The 18,756-nt window shown below is 63.4% G+C and carries 20 protein-coding genes; 14 read left to right on the top strand and 6 right to left on the bottom strand.

The window, feature by feature from the left end:
- The first annotated feature begins 128 nt into the window (after positions 1 to 128).
- From ABG82_RS13405 to ABG82_RS13385, 5 genes are read left to right on the top strand one after another with little or no spacing between them, the layout of a single operon-like run.
- The gene (locus tag ABG82_RS13405) at positions 129 to 809 is read left to right on the top strand and encodes a TetR/AcrR family transcriptional regulator (RefSeq protein WP_043080032.1); all 681 of its coding nucleotides are present in this window, start codon (positions 129 to 131) and stop codon (positions 807 to 809) included.
- A 13-nt stretch (positions 810 to 822) separates the two neighbouring features.
- Complete coding sequence (locus ABG82_RS13400) at positions 823 to 1,800, top strand: SDR family NAD(P)-dependent oxidoreductase (RefSeq protein ID WP_043079989.1); 978 nt, start codon at positions 823 to 825, stop codon at positions 1,798 to 1,800.
- The gene (locus tag ABG82_RS13395) at positions 1,790 to 3,436 is read left to right on the top strand and encodes an AMP-binding protein (protein ID WP_043079990.1); all 1,647 of its coding nucleotides are present in this window, start codon (positions 1,790 to 1,792) and stop codon (positions 3,434 to 3,436) included. Before ABG82_RS13400 ends, ABG82_RS13395 begins: the two co-directional genes overlap by 11 nt.
- Positions 3,437 to 3,461: 25 nt before the next feature.
- Positions 3,462 to 4,619, top strand: a complete 1,158-nt coding sequence (locus ABG82_RS13390; protein ID WP_043079991.1) for a lipase family protein — start codon at positions 3,462 to 3,464, stop codon at positions 4,617 to 4,619.
- Positions 4,616 to 5,383, top strand: coding sequence for an alpha/beta fold hydrolase (locus ABG82_RS13385; protein ID WP_043079992.1), 768 nt, complete (start codon positions 4,616 to 4,618; stop codon positions 5,381 to 5,383). Before ABG82_RS13390 ends, ABG82_RS13385 begins: the two co-directional genes overlap by 4 nt.
- Positions 5,384 to 5,388: 5 nt before the next feature.
- On the opposite strand, the gene ABG82_RS13380 is transcribed toward ABG82_RS13385, so the two are convergent.
- The 3 genes from ABG82_RS13380 to ABG82_RS13370 all read right to left on the bottom strand — a co-directional run bounded on the left by ABG82_RS13380 (position 5,389) and on the right by ABG82_RS13370 (position 7,610).
- Positions 5,389 to 6,747 (bottom strand): amino acid permease, encoded by a 1,359-nt coding sequence (locus ABG82_RS13380; protein ID WP_043079993.1) that lies wholly within the window; start codon positions 6,745 to 6,747, stop codon positions 5,389 to 5,391.
- An 84-nt stretch (positions 6,748 to 6,831) separates the two neighbouring features.
- A complete protein-coding gene (locus ABG82_RS13375) occupies positions 6,832 to 7,098 on the bottom strand; it encodes a YdeI/OmpD-associated family protein (RefSeq protein WP_043079994.1) in 267 nt (88 codons plus the stop codon).
- Positions 7,095 to 7,610: a hypothetical protein gene (locus ABG82_RS13370; RefSeq protein ID WP_043079995.1), complete on the bottom strand. Its 516-nt coding sequence runs from the start codon at positions 7,608 to 7,610 to the stop codon at positions 7,095 to 7,097. Before ABG82_RS13370 ends, ABG82_RS13375 begins: the two co-directional genes overlap by 4 nt.
- 145 nt (positions 7,611 to 7,755) lie before the next feature.
- On the opposite strand from ABG82_RS13370, the gene ABG82_RS13365 reads away from it, so the two are divergent.
- From ABG82_RS13365 to ABG82_RS13355, 3 genes are all read left to right on the top strand, one after another.
- Positions 7,756 to 8,757 carry an alpha/beta fold hydrolase gene (locus ABG82_RS13365; RefSeq protein ID WP_043079996.1) on the top strand — a complete coding sequence of 334 codons (1,002 nt, stop codon included), beginning with the start codon at positions 7,756 to 7,758 and terminating at the stop codon, positions 8,755 to 8,757.
- A gap of 57 nt (positions 8,758 to 8,814) precedes the next feature.
- The gene (locus tag ABG82_RS13360; protein WP_043079997.1) at positions 8,815 to 10,245 is read left to right on the top strand and encodes an Hsp70 family protein; all 1,431 of its coding nucleotides are present in this window, start codon (positions 8,815 to 8,817) and stop codon (positions 10,243 to 10,245) included.
- Positions 10,246 to 10,307: 62 nt separating this feature from the next.
- A complete protein-coding gene (locus ABG82_RS13355; RefSeq protein WP_043079998.1) occupies positions 10,308 to 10,925 on the top strand; it encodes a DUF1345 domain-containing protein in 618 nt (205 codons plus the stop codon).
- Here the strand turns inward: ABG82_RS13355 and ABG82_RS13350 are convergent.
- Both ABG82_RS13350 and ABG82_RS13345 read right to left on the bottom strand, forming a co-directional pair.
- Positions 10,909 to 12,069: an acyl-CoA dehydrogenase family protein gene (locus tag ABG82_RS13350; protein ID WP_043079999.1), complete on the bottom strand. Its 1,161-nt coding sequence runs from the start codon at positions 12,067 to 12,069 to the stop codon at positions 10,909 to 10,911. The two genes, ABG82_RS13355 and ABG82_RS13350, sit on opposite strands and share 17 nt — an antisense overlap.
- A gap of 20 nt (positions 12,070 to 12,089) precedes the next feature.
- On the bottom strand, positions 12,090 to 13,319 hold the full coding sequence (locus ABG82_RS13345; RefSeq protein WP_043080000.1) for an acyl-CoA dehydrogenase family protein: 1,230 nt from the start codon (positions 13,317 to 13,319) through the stop codon (positions 12,090 to 12,092).
- Positions 13,320 to 13,444: 125 nt separating this feature from the next.
- Between ABG82_RS13345 and ABG82_RS13340 the strand changes: the two genes are divergently transcribed.
- The 6 genes from ABG82_RS13340 to ABG82_RS13315 all read left to right on the top strand — a co-directional run bounded on the left by ABG82_RS13340 (position 13,445) and on the right by ABG82_RS13315 (position 18,152).
- Complete coding sequence (locus ABG82_RS13340) at positions 13,445 to 14,071, top strand: TetR/AcrR family transcriptional regulator (RefSeq protein ID WP_078343856.1); 627 nt, start codon at positions 13,445 to 13,447, stop codon at positions 14,069 to 14,071.
- Positions 14,072 to 14,176: 105 nt separating this feature from the next.
- On the top strand, positions 14,177 to 14,653 hold the full coding sequence (locus tag ABG82_RS13335) for a MarR family winged helix-turn-helix transcriptional regulator (protein ID WP_043080001.1): 477 nt from the start codon (positions 14,177 to 14,179) through the stop codon (positions 14,651 to 14,653).
- Positions 14,650 to 15,516 (top strand): isocitrate lyase/PEP mutase family protein, encoded by an 867-nt coding sequence (locus ABG82_RS13330; protein ID WP_043080002.1) that lies wholly within the window; start codon positions 14,650 to 14,652, stop codon positions 15,514 to 15,516. Before ABG82_RS13335 ends, ABG82_RS13330 begins: the two co-directional genes overlap by 4 nt.
- Positions 15,513 to 16,913, top strand: a complete 1,401-nt coding sequence (locus ABG82_RS13325) for a 3-isopropylmalate dehydratase large subunit (protein WP_043080003.1) — start codon at positions 15,513 to 15,515, stop codon at positions 16,911 to 16,913. Before ABG82_RS13330 ends, ABG82_RS13325 begins: the two co-directional genes overlap by 4 nt.
- A gap of 4 nt (positions 16,914 to 16,917) precedes the next feature.
- Complete coding sequence (gene leuD, locus ABG82_RS13320) at positions 16,918 to 17,562, top strand: 3-isopropylmalate dehydratase small subunit (protein ID WP_043080034.1); 645 nt, start codon at positions 16,918 to 16,920, stop codon at positions 17,560 to 17,562.
- Positions 17,559 to 18,152, top strand: a complete 594-nt coding sequence (locus ABG82_RS13315) for an isochorismatase family protein (protein ID WP_043080004.1) — start codon at positions 17,559 to 17,561, stop codon at positions 18,150 to 18,152. The genes leuD and ABG82_RS13315 overlap by 4 nt, the downstream gene beginning before the upstream one ends.
- Here ABG82_RS13315 and ABG82_RS13310 read toward each other — a convergent pair.
- Entirely contained in the window at positions 18,142 to 18,723 is a 582-nt protein-coding gene (locus ABG82_RS13310) for a TetR/AcrR family transcriptional regulator (RefSeq protein WP_043080005.1), read from the bottom strand. The two genes, ABG82_RS13315 and ABG82_RS13310, sit on opposite strands and share 11 nt — an antisense overlap.
- Between the last annotated feature and the right edge of the window lie 33 nt (positions 18,724 to 18,756).

The following is an 18,756-nucleotide window of genomic DNA, read 5'->3' as shown; positions in this document are numbered from 1 at the left end:
GGGGCATCACGACTGTCCTCACCCAACTGTAGGTCCGCCCGATTATTTGAATCCAATTCAGAAAATTCTTGACGCCGGCCTGTCGGCGCGGTTAGTTTCTGAATCAGATTCAAATAATGGAGGTGAGGATGGTCGGCAACCGCAGAGGCGTGGCATCACGTGCTGCGCTGCTCGAAGCGGGGCGCACCGCCTTCAGCGCACAGCGGTACGACGAAGTGTCGATCGTGGACGTGGCCCGCTCTCTTGGCGTGGCAGCGGGATCGATCAGCTATCACTTCGGCGGAAAGCGGGCCTTCTACCTGGCAGTCATTGAGCAGGCGGCAGACGAGTTCTGGGGTGATCTCATCCAGATGCGCGGCCCGGCACTGGACCGGCTGTCCGACGGTATCGGCAAGTTCCTGGATCGCGCGCAACGGCAGCCACGTGCCTTCGAGGCGCTACTGGCCGATGTGGCCGATGCCGAGGTCCGGCGCATTCGCGAACAGCATCGACAGCGTCTCGCCCGCGCGCTGGCCATCGAGATCACCGGCACCGAATCGACGCCGGTGCTGCGCGCCGCGATCAGTGGATGCCTCTCGTTCATGGAGGGCATCGTGCTGCACTGGATGCATTCCGGCGAGGTCTCCCGCGACGCCATACGCGACCTGATCACCGCCAACTTCATCGGCACGGTCCTCGGCGCGGTGCGATCGGATCCGAAAATCGAGCTGAGCCAACGCGTGGCCGAGGCGGTGCTGCCGGACACCCAACTGCTGTCGGAATTCACCGATCTCGCTTCGACATCCCTCTCAACACACCACACCGAATAGCCGAAAGCACAAGATGTCAACGTCTTTACCCTCTGGGCCCTCCCCTGTCGTGCATCACCCGATCGCCCGCGCGGCCGCCCACCTCATCGGGCCGCGCGGCCTGCGGAACATGGACCGGTTGCGCAACGAAGTGGCGGGCAAGGTCGTCGTCGTCACCGGCGCCTCCTATGGGCTGGGCGCCGCCACCGCCGAACTATTCGCGCGGGCCGGCGCGCAGGTGGTGCTGGCAGCACGATCTGTCGAGCAGCTGCGGCAGGTCGCAGCGGGAATCGCCGAAAAAGGCGGTGACGCAGCGGTTTATCAACTCGACTTGACCTCGGAAGAATCGGTGACAGAGTTCGCGGACGCGCTTCTGCACGATTTCGGCGGGGTCGACTATCTCGTCCACAATGCCGGCAAGTCCCTACGCCGCTCGATACATCTGTCCTATGACAGGCCGAAGGACGTCAACGCGACGTCCGGCGCAAACTACGTGGGCCCCATGCGGCTCACGCTGGCATTGCTTCCCAGCATGCGCGCTCGCGGAAACGGGCACATCGTGAATGTGTCGACGGTCGGTGTCATGTTCGGCGTGGTGCCCAAGTGGGGCTTTTATCTGTCGTCAAAGGCGGCGTTCGATATCTGGATGCGCGCGGTGGGGATGGAAGCCCGCGGCGACGGCGTCACGCTGACGACGTTCTATGCGGGCCTCATGCATACCCGGATGAGCGCCCCGAGCCGCTGGATGCGGCGGCTCCCCGGTCAGACACCGCAGGACGCGGCCCGAGTACTGGCCCGCGCGGTCGTGGAGAAGCCGAGAACGCTGACTCCGATTTACGGGCACCCGTTCGCGATACTCGCTCCAATACTGCGCTTTCCGATGGAACCGATCCTGGGTTTTGTCTATCGCCGATTGGGTGACACCGAGGCGTCACTGGCTCGGGCGGAGGCGATACGGCCAGGGGCCACCCGCATCCAGCTCGCGGAAACGGTGGGTTCCCATGCCGAGTGACGTCACCCAAAGCCTGCGCCGATGGGGGTCCGCAGTCCCCGCGGTGATCGCCTCCGGCGCGCTGGCTCCGGTCGGGCCGCGCGCGATGGCCGCGCTCGCCCGCAGCCTGTGGCAGTTCGGGCCCACCCCGGCGTTGCTGTTGGCCGCCAGTGCGATTCGTTTTCCTGAGCGAGCGGCCCTGGTCGATGATGCTGGGCAACTCACCTATCGCCAACTCCACGAGCGCGCCCAAGCGATCGCCGCTGCCGTGTACGCGCTCGCGACTTCGGCTCCCGGGTCGGTGGGGATCGTCTGTCGCAACCACCGCGGTTTCGCCGAGGCCATGCTCGCCGGCGCGCAGCTCGGTGCAGAACTGGTATTCATCAATACCGAACTAACACCTCAACAACTGCGCGCGATCCTGCAGCGTCATGAACCCGACGTCCTGGTCTTCGACGAAGAGTACACACAGGCCATCGCGGATGCGCAATACCGCGGACTTCGCGTCTTGGCCTGGCACGAATCCCCAGAAGAGGATCATTTGACGCTGGATTTCCTTGCCGCTCAACAGTATCCGAAGCCACCCCCGGTGCGCCGTCCCGTCAAGCTCACCTTGCTCACCTCCGGCACGACCGGACTGGCCAAGGGAGTCCCGCGCGCCATCAATCCGCGTCAACTGCTTCTCATGTGTATAACCGCGATGGCGACCGTGCGGCTTCGCTCCAACGACCGGGTGTTCGTGGCGCCGCCGTTCTTCCACGGCTTCGGCCTCGCGGCGCTGCTTGGCCCACTGGCACTCGGCGGCACCGCGGTATGCCGACGGCGATTCGATGCCGAGCAGGCCATGCAAGACATCGCGGATCAGCGTGTCACCGTATTGATGGCCGTGCCGGTCATGTTGCAACGGATACTGGCGCTGCCCGGCGTAGATCGGCGGATAGTCAGGGAACTGCCACTGCGGATAATCGTCACCGGCGCAGCACCCATCTCATCGTCAACCGTGACAGGAGTGCTGGACACCTTCGGGCCGATTCTCGTGAATGGCTACGGCTCCACCGAAGCTGGGGTGGTCACCATCGCCTCACCGGAAGACCTTGTCGCCGCGCCGAACACCATCGGCCGGACGGCTCTTGGAGTCTCGGTGCGCATCCTTCGGGAGGATCGCGCGGAGGTGCCTGCCGGGGAAACCGGGATGATCTTCGTGCGCGGCGGGCTCGCGTACGAGGGCTACACCCCCGACAAAGTAGCGCTTCCCACCGCAAAGGAGATAGTCGACGGTCACGTAAACACCGGCGATATGGGACATTTCGATATCCATGGTCGCCTGTACATAGACGGCCGCTCCGACGACATGATTGTCTCCGGGGGCGAGAACGTCTTTCCCGGCGAAGTGGAAGACCGCCTCACGATGCATCCGGCGATCGGTGATGCCGTCGTTATCGGTGTGCCCGACACCGAATTCGGCCAGGTCATGCATGCGTTCGTCGTCGCCGCCGCCGGCGCGCCAGCTCCTTCCGAGGACATGCTGAAGGCCCACGTCCGAGCGGGCCTGGAACGGTACAAGGTACCCAAACGATTCACCGTGCTTGACGAGATACCCCGCAACGCGAGCGGAAAAGTGCTCCGCGGAAAACTGAATTCACCTGGCGCCCGGTAAGCGTCACCTACACCCGAGGACAACGATGTCTTACACCCCGGTGCGCACCCGCCGCGACCGTGATTGGTTCTACCGGCCACCGTATCTCGACGAGACGGGCTGCCCCGGTGACCTACTGCGCGCCGCGCCCATGACTGCCAGAGTGCTTCCTGGCGTGGCACTGCCCGCGCGGGCGTGGCGCGTACTGTATCGATCGACGACCGCCACCGGCGAACCCACCGCGGTATCCGGGGTCGTGCTCGTCCCCAACACCCCAAACCCCCCGACGACGAGGTCACTGCTCGGATTCGCTCCCGGCACACAAGGATTAGCGCGATCCGCCACCGTCTCCCGGCTACTGGAACTCGGCCTGGAGTATGAGGCAGGGTTTCTGTCGGCGGCGGTACGCCGTGGCTGGGTGGTCGCCGTCACCGACTATCCGGGCCTAGGAACTCCCGGCGTGCATCCTTACGTGGTCGGCAAGGCCAACGGCCGCGCACTTCTCGACATCATGCGTGCGGCAAGGCATTTACCCGAGGCCGAACTGGATCCGGAAGGCCCCGCGGCCATTTACGGATACTCCGAGGGCGGGAACTCGGCAGCATGGGCCGCTCAACTGCAGCCAGGCTATGCCACAGAGGTACGACTGAAGGCGGTGGCGGTGGGCGCGGCGCCGGTGGACTTCCCGGAACTGATAGCCGACCTGGATGGTGGGCTGTTCTCATTTCTTCTGCTCTACGCAGGGCTTGGCTTGAACAGCGCTTACCCAGAGCTGAGATTTCAGGACTACCTGAACCGGGGCGGCCGGCTCGCGGCCGCGGTTCTCAGGCACACGCACATCCTCGCCGCCATCACGCTAGGACTGTTGTTGCCCAAGAAGAGACAGCGATATCTCTCGGCCGATCCTTTCGCAACACCAGATTGGATCATCCAACTGCGCGAGAACAGCCTCGGGCACCTCCCACCTGCCGCTCCCGCATTGATAGGCATCGGACGCCAGGACCAGGTGATCCCGTATCGACAAGCGGAGCTGTTGTTGCGGCGCTGGGGCGATCTTGGCGCAGATGTGCGCGAACATCCCATCCGGTTTGGTGAACACATCACGGCGGCACCGCAATTCGCCAAGGCCGGATTCGCCTTTCTCTCCGAACACCTCAGCCGCTCCGAATCGAGCACGCCATTCAGGGAAAGGGAAGCGGGATGACCCGGATACAGCGGAGCCTCAACGTGGTAGCCGCCGCCACGCGTGGTGTGGCCCGCGCCATCAACCCCGTATCGGCGGCGAAACGGTGGCCTGATCACGTGAATGACTGGAACGGACGTGCACAGTCCCTCAGTGGCATTCCCGTGGTGTTGGTGCCCGGTTCGTTCGTACCAGGCCAGTTCTATTGGCATCGCATCGCGCCCGTGCTGATCTCGGATGGGCATCCCGTTTTCGCATGCAATCTGCCAGGCTGGGGTACTCGCGGCCCAGATGTGATGGTGGCCGCACTGGAAACATTTGTGGAAAGAGTTAAGCGCGCCACCGGATCGGGCGAGGTGGTTTTGATAGGTCAATCGTTCGGTGGGGTGATCATCCGAGACCTGCTACAGAGAAGCCCTGAAAACGTCCTCTCGGCAATCACCATCAGTAGTCAGCACAATGGGTTTCGGCGCGTCTGGAACATCCTCTTCAGCGCACCAGGGATACGGCAGGCAGTTACGGTGATATGCCCGATGGCGCTCGAACTCGTGACCGGGTCCGACTACCTGAGCAAGATCAATTCTGCGGGCGATCCACGCTCCCCCATCACCACCGTCACGAGCGTCCTAGACGCATTCGCGCCTGCCGCCAGCTCGGCGATACCTGAGGCCACCAATATCGTGCTGCAAGAGCTTGATCCATCAGTCCGCAGTGGGCACATGCTTATCGGCTACGACCCCGCGACAATCAAGGTGATCCGAGACGCACTCGCCGACGTGCGCTGACCGGACTACCCGGACCGGCGCGATATCCGATAGCCGGCGGCGAGCAACAACAGCCAGGCCGCCCCGACGAACAAAGCCACCCGGGTATCCGTGCTGAAACCGAGCAGAACCATGACGAACACCAGGAACACTGTCGCGAACACCTGCAGATAAGGCCACCCCGGCACCGGGAAAGCCGGCGCAGATGCCGCGCCGATGGTTGTCTGCGCACGTGACCTGAAGTGGGACAAAAGGATCATCAGCCACACAAAGATCGTCGCGAAGGTCGCAACGGAGGCGATGATCACGAATACGCGTTCCTCTATCGCGTAGTTCAGCACCACACCGATAAGCAATGCCACGGTCATGACCACCACTGTCATCCACGGCACCCCATTGCGGGATACCCGCCGCATGACCGCCGGAGCTTGGCCGCGCTGAGCCATGCCGTAGATCATTCGGCCGGCGGCAAAGATGTCGCTGTTGATCGCCGACAACGCCGCCGTCACCACGACAACGTTCAGCACCGTCGCCGCCGAGGTGAACCCCAACCCCTCGAAGATCTGAACAAATGGGCTGCTGTTGGAGTCGATAGACCGCCACGGGTACAACGACATGATCACGGCCAGCGTCAGGACATAAAACAGGATGATGCGCACCGGAACTGTGTTGATGGCGCGGGGAATCGTGTATGCCGGATCCTTGGCCTCGCCCGCGGTGATTCCGATGATCTCGGTACCGCCGAACGCGAACATGACGATCATGAAGCTGCCCACGAACCCGGCCAGCCCGTGGGGGAAGAAACCTCCGTCGTTCCACAGATTTGCGATGCCCTGCGATTCGTCGTGCCCAGCAGAGTTGCCCCACACCAAGATTGCGATACCACCGCCGATCATCGCCACGATGGCCAGCACCTTCACCAGACTGAGCCAGAACTCGACCTCTCCGAAAACCTTGACGCTCAGGAGATTTATCGCCCCGATGAAGAAGATGATCGACAGCACCCAGATCCAGCGCGGCACGCCCGGGAACCAGAAACCCATGTACACACCGAATGCGGTGACATCGGCCAGGCAGACGACGACCATCTCGAGGGCGTAGGTCCAGCCGGTGAGCAGACCGGCCAACGGGCCCATGTATTGCGTCGCATACTCCCCGAACGATCCCGCGACCGGGCTACGTACCGCCATCTCTCCCAGAGATCGCAACACGATGTAAATGACGGCCCCACCCAGCAGGTAGGCCAGCAGCACCGAGGGGCCGGCTTGCCTGATCGCTTCTGCCGATCCGTAGAACAGTCCCGTACCGATCGCCGAGCCCAACGCGATGAAGCGGATGTGACGCGTAGACAGCCCTCGCGTGAGCGTTTCGGCGGCGCTGTTCACAAGGGCGAACTCCTATCGCGTGGCAGCACGCAGGCGTAAGGGATGACGGAAGTTAGCTGAGTCTAGGTGCTCTGCCGGAAATCTCTACTTGCCGGTGCGTTCGCGGTGCTTGCAGCCGGGCCAACAGCAGGGGCGCCGCTTGCCTTCTTCCAGCTCTTCCTGGGTGCGTCGAATGCGGCGCTCGCGGGTGGCCTCTTGTTTGGCGTCTTCGACCCAGCAGATGAACTCATTGCGCCCCAGCGGCGTGATGTCCTGCCACAGTGCCAGCGCCGAAGGGTTGGCGACCAGTGCCGCGCGCAGGTCGGCGGGCAGCTTGTGCACCACGCCACCGGCAATCTTCGGGGCGCTCACGGCGTGGTGCTGGCCGGCGCGGGACCTGTCGGCTCGTACCCGGGAGGCGGCGGTCCGTTCAGCGAGTGATACCCGGGCGGCAGCGGCGGCCCGGAGGGCTCGGGGGCGGCGTACGGATCCCGGATCCTGCCGGGATTTGAGGACTCGGGTGCGTTCGTGGAGATGTATCCCGGGGGCAGCTGGGGCGCCGGGCCCGCGCCCGCGGGACGTCCGGCCACGCCCTCGGGCGTATCGAGCGGACCGTCATGTGCCTGATGCCACAGGTCACGAATGGTGCCGAAAGGACCACCCGAACCCGAACCGTAGGACGGGTTCGCGATCTCGGGAACCGCCGGCTGTGCTGGCGGTGGTGGCGGCGGCCCCAGGGGCTCGTTGGCGGGCGCCGCGGCACCTGGAGTTGACGGACCCGGCGCGGGTCCCGGCACCGCTGGATCGGCCCCAGCGGACGTCGAGAGAGAGACCGCGGCGCCGGCGACGATCGCGCCAGCGATTAACAGCTTGGCTGCGTCCATCGGGTCATCGTCGCATAGCCGATCTACAGCCGCTGGTCAGTGGCGGTTCAGGACGGCTCACGCCATCCTGCACGGTAGAGTCCGACGCCGTCACCGCCCGGATTGAAGACGCCAACAGGCCACTCACAGAATCGGTTCCCCTGACATGATCAGCAGACGCGGATTTTCCAAGGTTGCGCTGGCCGCCGCGGTCGGCACCACCGCACTCGGGGCGTGCACCAGCGGTGCCAGCGTCGATACGACCCGGCCGCGCACAGAATTTCCGTCCCTCAAGCAGATCGATGCCGGCCTCCTCAACGTCGGTTACGTTGACGAGGGGCCTGCCGACGGACCACCGGTCATTCTGCTGCACGGCTGGCCCTACGACATTCATAGCTACCTCGATGTGGTTCCCCTCTTGACCGCCAAGGGGTTTCGCGTGTTGGTGCCCTACCTGCGCGGCTACGGAAGCACACGATTCAGGTCCGGCGATACCTTCCATAACGGCCAACAGGGCGCGCTGGCCACCGATGTCATCGACTTCATGGACGCACTGCAGATCCCGTCGGCCGTCTTGGGTGGATTCGACTGGGGCGCCCGTAACGCCGATATCGTCGCGGCCATCTGGCCTGAGCGCGTCAAAGCGCTTGTGCCCGTCAGCGGCTACATCATCGTCAACATCGACGCCAATCAACAGCCGCTCTCCCCACAGGCCGAACTGGGATGGTGGTACCAGTACTACTTCGCCACCGAGCGTGGCCTGCGTGGCTATCGCCAGAACACCCGCGACTTCAACAAGCTCATCTGGCATAACGCCTCACCTGCGTGGAAGTTCGACGATGACACCTTCAACCGTTCGGCCCCGGCATTCGACAACCCTGACCATGTCGACATCGTGATTCACAACTACCGATGGCGGCTCGGGTTGGCCAAAGGCGAACCGCGTTATGCCGCCCTCGAAGCCAAGCTGGCGGCCAGACCCACCATCGGCGTGCCAACCATCACCATCGGCAGCGATTTCGATGGGCCGACCAAGGACGGGACTGCCTACCGGAAGATGTTCACCGGGAAATACGCCCACCGAGTACTCGACGGAATCGGGCACAACGTCCCCCAGGAGGCGCCCCAGGAATTCGCCGCCGCCATCATCGACGCGCATGCCCTCTGAGCCTCTCCCCGGCGATCCCCCGCCTAGAATCACAGGGAACAGGCGAATAGGTAGGTAATGAACTCACTGGGAATGTCGATCGGGGCTACACAACTAGTTGCCACCGATGGCAACCCGGATGGTGTTCCTGTTGTACGAAGTTCGCTACTCACCCTGCATGAGGACCGCCCCTCCGAGGTCGGCATCCCCAAGAGGCCGGGCCTGGGACTGGCCGGATTCGTCGATCGGGTGGGAGACCCCGTAGGAATCGTCGGCGCCGACGGATCGGTGCACAGCGCCGATTGGGTGATGGCCGAAGCCATCAGAATCATGGTCGCGGACGCGGCCGTGATCGCGAACTTCGCCAGCCCACCGGCACTCGCCGCCGCCGTGCCCGCCCATTGGGACGCGCACTCCATCACTGCCCTGCGCGCCGCCATAGACAAGATTCCCGCATTGGCCCCGGGGGGCACGCCGATGAAGTTGGTGCCGGACGCCCGCGCCGCATTGGCGAGCATGCGCGACCGTCTACCCGGCCATGGCGTCGTCGCGGTCTGTGATTTCGGCGGCACCGGCACCAGCATCACGCTGGCCGACGCCGCGAGCCGATGTGCGCCAATAGGACGGACCGTTCGCTTTCGCGACTTCTCCGGGCAGCGGATCGACCAGGAACTCCTGACCCAGGTACTGGCCGACCTCAACCAGGATCCCGACGGAACGGCATCCCTGGGCGCACTGACACGTTTGCGTGATCGCTGTCGTGCCGCCAAGGAGCATCTATCCACCGACACCGCAACGGTTGTCCCGGTGGAGCTGCCGGGCCTGACCTCCGATGTCCGACTCACCCGCAGCGAGCTCGAAGAGCGCATCCGCCAGCCGCTTTCCGCGCTGATCAGCACAATCCAAGAAACCCTGGAATACAACAACATCGCGCCCGCCGATGTCAGCGCCGTCCTCACCGTAGGCGGCGGCTCCGGCATACCCCTTGTCACGCAACAGCTTTCCGAACGATTGCGCTGCCCAATCATCGTCGCCCCGCGACCCCAGCTGGCCGCGGCGTTCGGTGCCGCCATCATGGCCACCGAAACCGACGAAACACCTCCTGCCGAAACGACAACGCGGTCTCCCGAGGCCACCATGATGCGGCCCGTCGCTACCGGTGAGGCAACGGCCAAGAGCCCGGCATCGGTGCCCATCGATACCGTCGACTCCGGGCTGGCCTGGTCCGAATCCGATACCTCCCCAGAGCTTGAGGAGTTCCAGGACTACTCGGTGCCGACCACAGAGGCGCGGCCCGAGGTGACGTTCAATCCCGCACCGGGCGATTACCGGGACAACGAGCCGGTGCGCTGGTTCCAGCGGCCGATCCTGTGGTTCCTGGCCGCGACAGTGTTCTCGGCGACGGTGTTCACCGCTCTTTTCATCGCGTGGCAGGACCGCGACGAGGCGCCCGCGCCAAGCAACCGTACGTCCACCACCACGACGGTAACCAGCACCCCGCACCCCTAGTACGACGCGAGTCGCGGATTAGACCAAGATGTCGGGATGATGGTGTTCAGCAAGCAGAGACCATGACTGGCGCCAGGCGGTTCTGGGTCGCGCTGGCGATCGGAACCATGGTCGGCGTATTAACCGGGTCCTTGCTGCAGCGGTGGCAGGTGGCATTGCTCGCGGTGGTCATCGTGACCGCTGCCATCAACGTCGTGTGGTCGCTCGCCGTGCTATGGCCCATGGATCCCGATCAGACGCAGGCCCGCGCCAGCAGCGAGGATATGGACGACGAGCTGGGCGATCTCGCCATGCTGCTGATCTTGGTGGCCAGCCTATCGGCGATCGGGATTCTCCTGATCTCCGCCAACGACGAGGACAAGGGCGCCTACGCGGGACTGTGCATCGGCGCGATTCTGACGGTCTGGGCAATGCTGCACACGATCTACGCCGCCCGGTACGCACGCATCTACTACCAGGGCGCCCCCGGCGGCATCGATTTCAATACCGATGTGCCGCCCCGCTATGTGGATTTCTACTACTTCTCTTTCAATCTCGGCATGACCTACCAGGTATCCGATACCGCCGTCACCACATCGCACATTCGCGACGTGGTGTTGAAGCACTGCCTGTTCAGCTACATCTACGGCACGGTGATCATCGCCTGCACGATCAACCTGGTGATCAACCTCGTCGGCTAGCCTCCGCACCGCGTGCGCGATGATATCGGGCCGTGTGGAAGTCACGATTGCCGAACTCCGACTCAATGACGGTGAGACGCTTGAAGTAGTGGCCGATGGCCAACTCTTCTGTCATCCCCATGCCGCCGTGTAGCTGAACAGCTTCTTGCCCCACCAGACGCGCCGCCCGCGCGATCGTCGCCTTTGCCGCCGAGACCGCGCGGGCACGGCGTTGGCTATCGAGATTCAGCGAGGCCAGATAGGAAGCCGCGACGGCCTGCTCTACCTCGATGTGCATGTTCACCATGCGATGTTGCAACGCCTGGAAATTGGAGATCGCGACGCCGAACTGCTGACGCTGTTTGGTGTATTCGACGGTATCGGCGAGTACCTTGCGCAACACTCCGACCGCCTCGGCGACGGTCGCGGCGGTGGCTTCGTCGAGGGCGACATCGACGAGTGGCCACGCTTGATCGACTTCCGAGATTCGTGCCGAATCCGGCACGCGCAGATCGGATATCACAAGGTCGCTGGCATGGTGGTCGTCAATGGTGCGGTAGTGATGCGCCTCGATGCCCGAATTTGGGCCCGTGGGATCGAACGGCACCACGAACAGGGTCAGACCCGAGGTGTCGGTGGCGTCGCCGGATGTCCGTGCGGTGATGATCAGGTGAGTGGCGATCGGCGCGTCGCTCACTACGATCTTCTCGCCATCGAGCAGCCAGTGCTGCCCGTCACGACGGGCGGTGGTGCGCACCGAATGAAACGACTGTCCAGACGTGGGTTCCAGTGCCGCGAATCCGGTCACCACGTCACCAGCCGCGATTCCACCGATGAGGTCTTTGGCCACGGCGGTGCTCGAACGGCGCAACAGACCACCGCCGAGCACCACCGTGCCAATGAACGGCTCCACGACAAGGTGCCGTCCGAGCACCTCCGAGATGACTAGAACTTCCTCCGCGCCACCCCCAAGACCGCCCCGATCCTCCGGCAGTGGCGCGGCCAGAATGCCGAGCTCTTCGGCGAAGGACTTCCAGACCTGAGGCTGCCATCCGGCGTCTGAACGCGCCGCACGCCGGCTGGTGTCCAGCGCGTACCGATTGGAAAGATAGTCCGATACAGAGTTCTTGAGGAGTTGTTGTTCGTCGGTAAGACTGAAATCCATGTGATCTTCGCTCTTGTCTGTCAGAGGCCCAGCTGGGCCTTGGCAAGGATGTTGCGCTGAATCTCGTTGGATCCGGCGTAGATTGAGCCGGCCCGATCGTTGAAATAGTGCAATGGCGCCACCGCCTGCCACAGCTCACCGCTGTGGTAGCCGTCGGCCGGTGCCGTGTACTCGACCACCGGACCGCCCGGTTTAGTGACGTGTGGCTGATACGCCCGACCTCGCGGGCCCGCGGCCTCCAGCGCCAGCGTGGTCAGTACCTGCGATAGCTCGGTACCGAGGATTTTGAGCATGGAGGAAGCCGCGCCCGGATTACCGCCTGCCGCAACAACAGCCAGCACCCGATGTTCGAGAACCTCCAGCACGTCAACCCGAATCGCGAGGTCGGCCAGCTTGGCCTGAAACACCGGATCGTCTGCCAGGACGCCGCGCTCGGCAGGTAGCGACTGCGCATCCGCGCTCAGTTGGTCGAGACCCACCTGAAGCATCGGGGCCACCGCGCCACCGCCCCGTTCGAACTCGAGGAGGTATTTCGCGACGGTCCAGCCCTCGTCGACCTCGCCAAGGACGTTGGCCTTGGGGACGCGCACATTATCGAAGAACACGACATTCTGCACCTCCTCCCCCGAGCTCATTACCAACGGTTTCACGTCGATACCGGGCGAGGTGAAGTCGATGAGAATGAAGGTGATACCGAGTTGCTTCTTCGGGCCCTTACTGGTGCGAACAAGCGCGAACATCCAATTCGCCTCGCGCGCATGGGTAGTCCAGATCTTGGAGCCGTTCAGGATGAAGTCATCGCCATCGGCGACCGCCGACATCTGCAAAGAGGCCAGATCGGATCCCGATTCGGGCTCGCTATAGCCCTGACAGAAGAACACCTCACCCGTCAAGATGCGAGGCAAGAAGAACTTCTTCTGCTCGGGAGTTCCGAATTTGACGATGGCATGCGCGACCATCCGAATTCCCATGGGCGACAGCGCAGGTGCACCGGCAACCATCGATTCAACCGAAAAGATGTAATGCTGAGCGACACTCCACGGTTGGCCGCCATACTTGACCGGCCACGCGGGTGCGGCCCACCCCTTCTCGTGCAGGATCGCCTGCCATTGCATGCTCGCCTCGTGATCGCTGTACACGCTGGTCTGAAGGCGCCCCGCCGCCCGCAGATCCTCGGTGAGGTTCTCATCCAGAAACTCCTGGACTTCGGCACGGAATTGTTCTTCCACTGCCGAGAAGGACAGATCCATATGCACTCCGTTGCGTTGAGGCTGCGGCGATCAAAGCGATGACTGCGACCAATCTGGATGCAGGCGCATTCAGATTAATGTGCGTTCCGTTCCCAGGCAATACCAGCTCCTGCAAGACTGGGCACGTGTCCACTCCAACCGGCCGCTCCTACAGTGGCCTCGCCGCCGCCGAGCGCCTGGCCCGGCGCAGGCAGCGACTCCTGGAGGTGGGCCTGGACATTCTCGGCGCCCCGGATGGGTCCGGCGATCTCACCCTGCGCACCGTTTGCCAGCATGCCGGCCTCGCGCAGCGCTACTTCTATGAAAGCTTCGCCGACAAGGACGAGTACGCCGCCGCGATCTTCGACTGGGCAGTCCAACAACTCGCGTCCACCATCGAAGCCGAGGTCGCCGCGGCGCCCGCGCACCTGCAGGTACGTGCGGGGATTACCAGCGTCGTGCGAGCAGTCGGCACCGACCGGCGGATTGGGCAACTCCTCTATAGCCGCACACAGGTGAACCCGGTACTCGTGCACAGAAGATTCGAGGCGACGGCAATGTTCGTTTCGCTGTTCGCCCAGCATCTCCACGACTGGTTCCGCCCCGACGATCAAGGCAACCTGCCGGTGCTGGCGCACTTCATCGTCGGCGGCGTCGGGCAAGCCGTCACCGCGTGGCTGCACCGAGAGGTGGCGATCAGCGAGGACGAGCTGATCGAGCAGCTGATCACGATGCTGTTGGCCCATGGGCCCACCGGGTCGGCGCAGCGCTGACCGATCACCACATCGCGGCGGCCATCGAGCGTCCTTGTGCCATTGGGCGCGATGAGTCCAACCTCAATATTTGACAGTCAATACTGCGCAGTTTAGCCTGCGTATATGTCCCGACATGCGAGTGCACCGTCCCAGCGGGCTTCACGATCCGCCTACAACCTCAGGCTGCTGGTCAGCCGGTTGCGTCGTCGTCTCAAGGGGGTATACGACAACCAGGACATGACGCCCTCGCAGATTTCGGTGATCAGCCGCCTGTCGCACGACGGGCCCGCATCCACCAGCGATCTTGCTGTCGCCGAAGGCGTACGACGTCAATCGATGGCCACCATCATCGCCGCCCTTGAAGAGCGCGGAGCGATTCACCGGGCATCCGATCCGCTCGACGCACGCCGCCAGCTGATCGTCCTGTCCCCCAGCATTATCGAGGAGCTGGAAGGAAGCCGGCAGCTGCGGGATCGATGGCTTGCTGATGTGTTGGACGAGGCCTACGACAAGGAGGAGCTCGAAATCATCGACCGCGCGCTGATCTTGCTCGAACGAATCGCGACCACTGGTGACGATGCGGAGGCGAGTGCACGATGACCGCCGCGGCGACGCTCAAGAATTTGATCCAGTCCCCCGAAATAGTCGTGATGCCAGGCGTTTTCGACCCCTTTAGCGCCCGGTTGGCGGAACGGGCAGGCTTCTCTGCCCTGCAATGCAGCGGGGCGGCTATCTCAGGAGTGCATTTCGGCCGGCCGGACTATTCCTTGATCTCCATGGAAGACATGGTGGCGTGCACTGCTCGTATCGTCCGCAGCGTGCACGTACCGGTAATGGCCGATGGCGACAACGGATTCGGCAACGCCGTGAACACTCACTACACGGTGCGAGCCTTCGAAGAAGCCGGGGCTGCGGGCGTGAATCTGGAGGATCAGGTCACTCCAAAGCGATGCGGTCACCTCGATGGAAAACACATCCTGGACGTGGACGAGGCGGCCATCAAGATCCGGGCGGCCGCCGAAGCCCGCGCCGATCCCGACTTTGTCATCAACGCACGAACGGATGCGCTGGCCGTGGAAGGTATTCCCGGGGTCATCCGGCGCGGCAACGCGTATCTGGCGGCAGGCGCCACGATGGTCTTCGTGGAAGGTGTCACCTCCCGCGATGAAATCCGCGCGGCGGTGGCCGGCATTGAGGGCCCGGTAGCGGTCAACGTGATCGAAGGCGGGAAGTCGCCACATCACTTGACCTTTCGCGAGCTCCAGGACCTTGGCGTGGCCCGGGTCAGTCTGCCTGGAGCCCTATTGATGTCGGCGTTGGGCGGGATGCGCAATGCACTCGAACGTATCCAGGCCGACGGTGGCACTGCCGACCTGGATGACCTTTTTCTGCCTTTCCGTGAAGCGCACGACCTCATTGGTATGCGTGAGATCGAGAGCCTCGAAAGACGGTATCTCGCATGATCACACGAGCTCGCACCATCGTCGAGAAGATCTGGGACCAGCACACCGTCGATGAGTTGGCCGATGGCAGCTCCCTGCTCTACATCGACCGCGTGCTGCTGCACGACCGTAGCGGCGGTATAGCGCTGCGATCGTTACGCGACGACGGCCGTGAAGTGTTCGATCAGAAACTGGTCTTCGGAACCATGGACCATGTTGTTGATACCCGGGCGGGCCGCGGGTCGACAACTCCCGTACCTGCTGGGTCGATGTTCATCGACGCCTTCCGGACAGAAGCACGCCTGCAAGACATCACCTTGTTCGACATCGGTGATGAACGTCAGGGCATCTCCCATGTGGTCTTCCCCGAACAGGGCATCGCGTTGCCCGGCACCACCATGGTCTGCGCCGACTCGCACACCCCCACGCTCGGGGCTGTCGGTGCGCTCGCATGGGGTGTCGGTGTCACAGAATGCGAACACGCCCTCGCCACTCAGACACTGGTGATGCGCAGACCCGCTACCATGCGAGTCGAGTTCACGGGAGCTCCGGGAGAGCATGTCTACGCCAAAGACCTTGTGCTGGCCCTCATCGCGGCTATCGGCGCGGGCGGCGCCACCGGGTATGCGATCGAGTTCAGTGGCCCGGCTGTCGAACTACTCGACGTGGAGGCACGACTTACGCTATGCAACATGGCAACTGAGGCCGGTGCCCGCACCGGCCTCATCGCGCCCGACGCAACCCTACTGACGTATTTGAAAGGGCGCCCCTTCTGCCCTGTGGACGACGAATGGGAGGTGGCCGCGCAGGCATGGCTGGATTTGCGCAGCGACCCAGGCGCCGCCTACGACCGCACCGTGCGACTCGATGCTGGAGGACTAGGGCCTCAGGTGACTTGGGGTACCAGTCCGCAACACGCATCGCGAATCGATGCGCCGATCCCGCTTCCCGGGGACACCTCCGACCCTGTCGCGGCACAGCGCGCGCTGGACTACATGGCGCTGCGGCCGGGCATGTCGCTCACCGGGTTACCCGTTGACGCCGTCTTCATCGGGTCCTGCACCAATGCCCGGTTAAGCGATCTCCGGGTCGCGGCCGATGTGCTGCGCGGCCACAAGGTTGCCGCGGGAATCACGGCTCTGTGCACGCCCGGATCCACGGCAGTGCGCCGAGCGGCCGAAGCCGAAGGCATCGACAAGATCTTCATCGACGCGGGCTTTCAATGGCGTGAATCCGGTTGTGGGTTGTGCTTTTACGCCGGAGGTGACCGCTTCGAGCCGGGCACCCGCGTTATCAGTTCCACCAACCGGAACTTCGAAAACCGCCAAGGCCCCGGTGTGCGGACACATTTGGCCAGTCCCGCGACGGTGGCCGCATCGGCCATCGCCGGATGCATCAGCGATCCTAGGCGTGGGTGAGCCCATGGAGCCCTTCACGTACGTGACCGGCATTGCGGCACCGCTACTGCGTGCCAATGTCGACACCGATGCCGTCTGTCCCTCGCATTTCAAACCTGCCGAATTGTCCAAGCACGGGTTTGGGCAGGCCTTGTTCCTCGACTGGCGGTACCACCCTGATGGAACCGTCAACTCCGGCTTCGCGCTCAATCAGGATCGCTACCGTGCGGCGTCCATCCTGATCGCGGGGCCGAACTTCGGCTGCGGTAGCTCCAGGGAAACCGCGGTATGGGCGCTGCGCGACGCCGGCTTTCGGGCGGTCATCTCCCCCAGTTTCGCACTGATCTTCGAAACCAACTGCATACGCAATGGCATTCTGCCCCTTGCCATCCCGACAGATGTTCACAGAGAACTCGTCGATGATACTTTCGGATCAGGTACCCAATCCGTGCTCAGTATCGATCTCGTAGATCAGCTGGTCGGTGTACCCAACGGGCCGCGACACAGCTTCACCATCGATGCCAGAACGCGAGCGCAGCTGATCAGCGGTCTGGACGCAATCGGTCAGACCCTTGCGCATCGCGGCCTGATCGATGACTTCCGGCGCCTCGACCGACAGCGCCGCCCCTGGGTCTACGGCGGCCCCGACCGGAGGGCCACTGCCCCATGACACTGTCACTGGATTCATATCCCGCCCTGGTACTCATCGACCTACAAAAGGCCATCGCGCGGGCCGCTCCCGCGCGGCTCGCCATCAAACATGCCGCGCAACTTGCCGCCGCATTCCGGCGCTGTGGACTGCCCGTCGTGCTCGTCGGGCTGGCATCGCAGCATGGTTCGGCTCCCCCGGGCCGGACTGACCGCCCGCGACTCCAACCGCCCACCAGCGCAACACCTTCGGATGGACATCACTTCGTCGACGACCTGTCCAAGCACCCAGACGACATCGTCATCACCAAACGAAACTGGGGCGCGTTCTATGGAACCGACCTCGACCTGCATCTACGACGCCGAGGTGTAACCCAGATCGTTCTTGGCGGAGTCGCCACCAGTATCGGCGTCGAGTCCACCGCCCGTTCTGCCCATGAACACAGCTACCACCTGACACTCGTCACCGACGCCATGGCGGACCTGGATCCCGACGCACATCGGCACACCGTCGACAAGATCTTTCCCCTCATCGGCCAAATAGGCTCCACCGCTGAGGTTCTCACGCTCCTCCAACCGGCGGAGGTGGGTGCGGCGCCGATCATCCCTTAGGTGCCGCATCGTGCATGGCCAAGCTGATCAATCGGGCGACCTGTGTGGACACGATCTCGAGCGGGGCCTGTGATTGGCGTACACGGGCGAGCAAGGTAGCGCCCTCATATGCGGCGACCACCGTCACGGCGATCCCCTGGGCATCTGATTTCGATAGACCAAGATCCTCCAGGAGCGCGCTGAATCCGTTTTCCATGGAATCGAACGCCGATGCGCATGCGGCCCGGATCGTATCGACCTCGCTGCCACCATCGAGAGCCGGCGTGCCGACCGGGCACCCGCTCATCCACTGAGAGCCGGACAGTTTGGCCGCCATGAAATCGAACAACGATGTCGAGGTCGCAAATACATCTTCGGAGGCCTGCTGAATCATTCGGCCGACCAATTTCCCGGTTCCCGTGATCGCGGCGACCGCGATTTCTTCCTTACCCCCCGGAAAGTGATGGTAGATAGAACCATAGGGCAGGCCGGCCGCTTCGCTGAGCGCCTTCAATCCGAATCCGTGGTATCCGTGCCGCGCCAATAGCTCAGCGGCCGCCACCTCGACTCGCCGCTTCGAATCAGATGCCATGGGACAACCGTAAGGCTTACACCTTCTCGCATT

The sequence above is a fragment of the Mycobacteroides immunogenum genome, from assembly GCF_001605725.1.
Lineage (GTDB): Bacteria > Actinomycetota > Actinomycetes > Mycobacteriales > Mycobacteriaceae > Mycobacterium > Mycobacterium immunogenum.
This window is presented reverse-complemented; position numbering and strand designations above follow the sequence as displayed.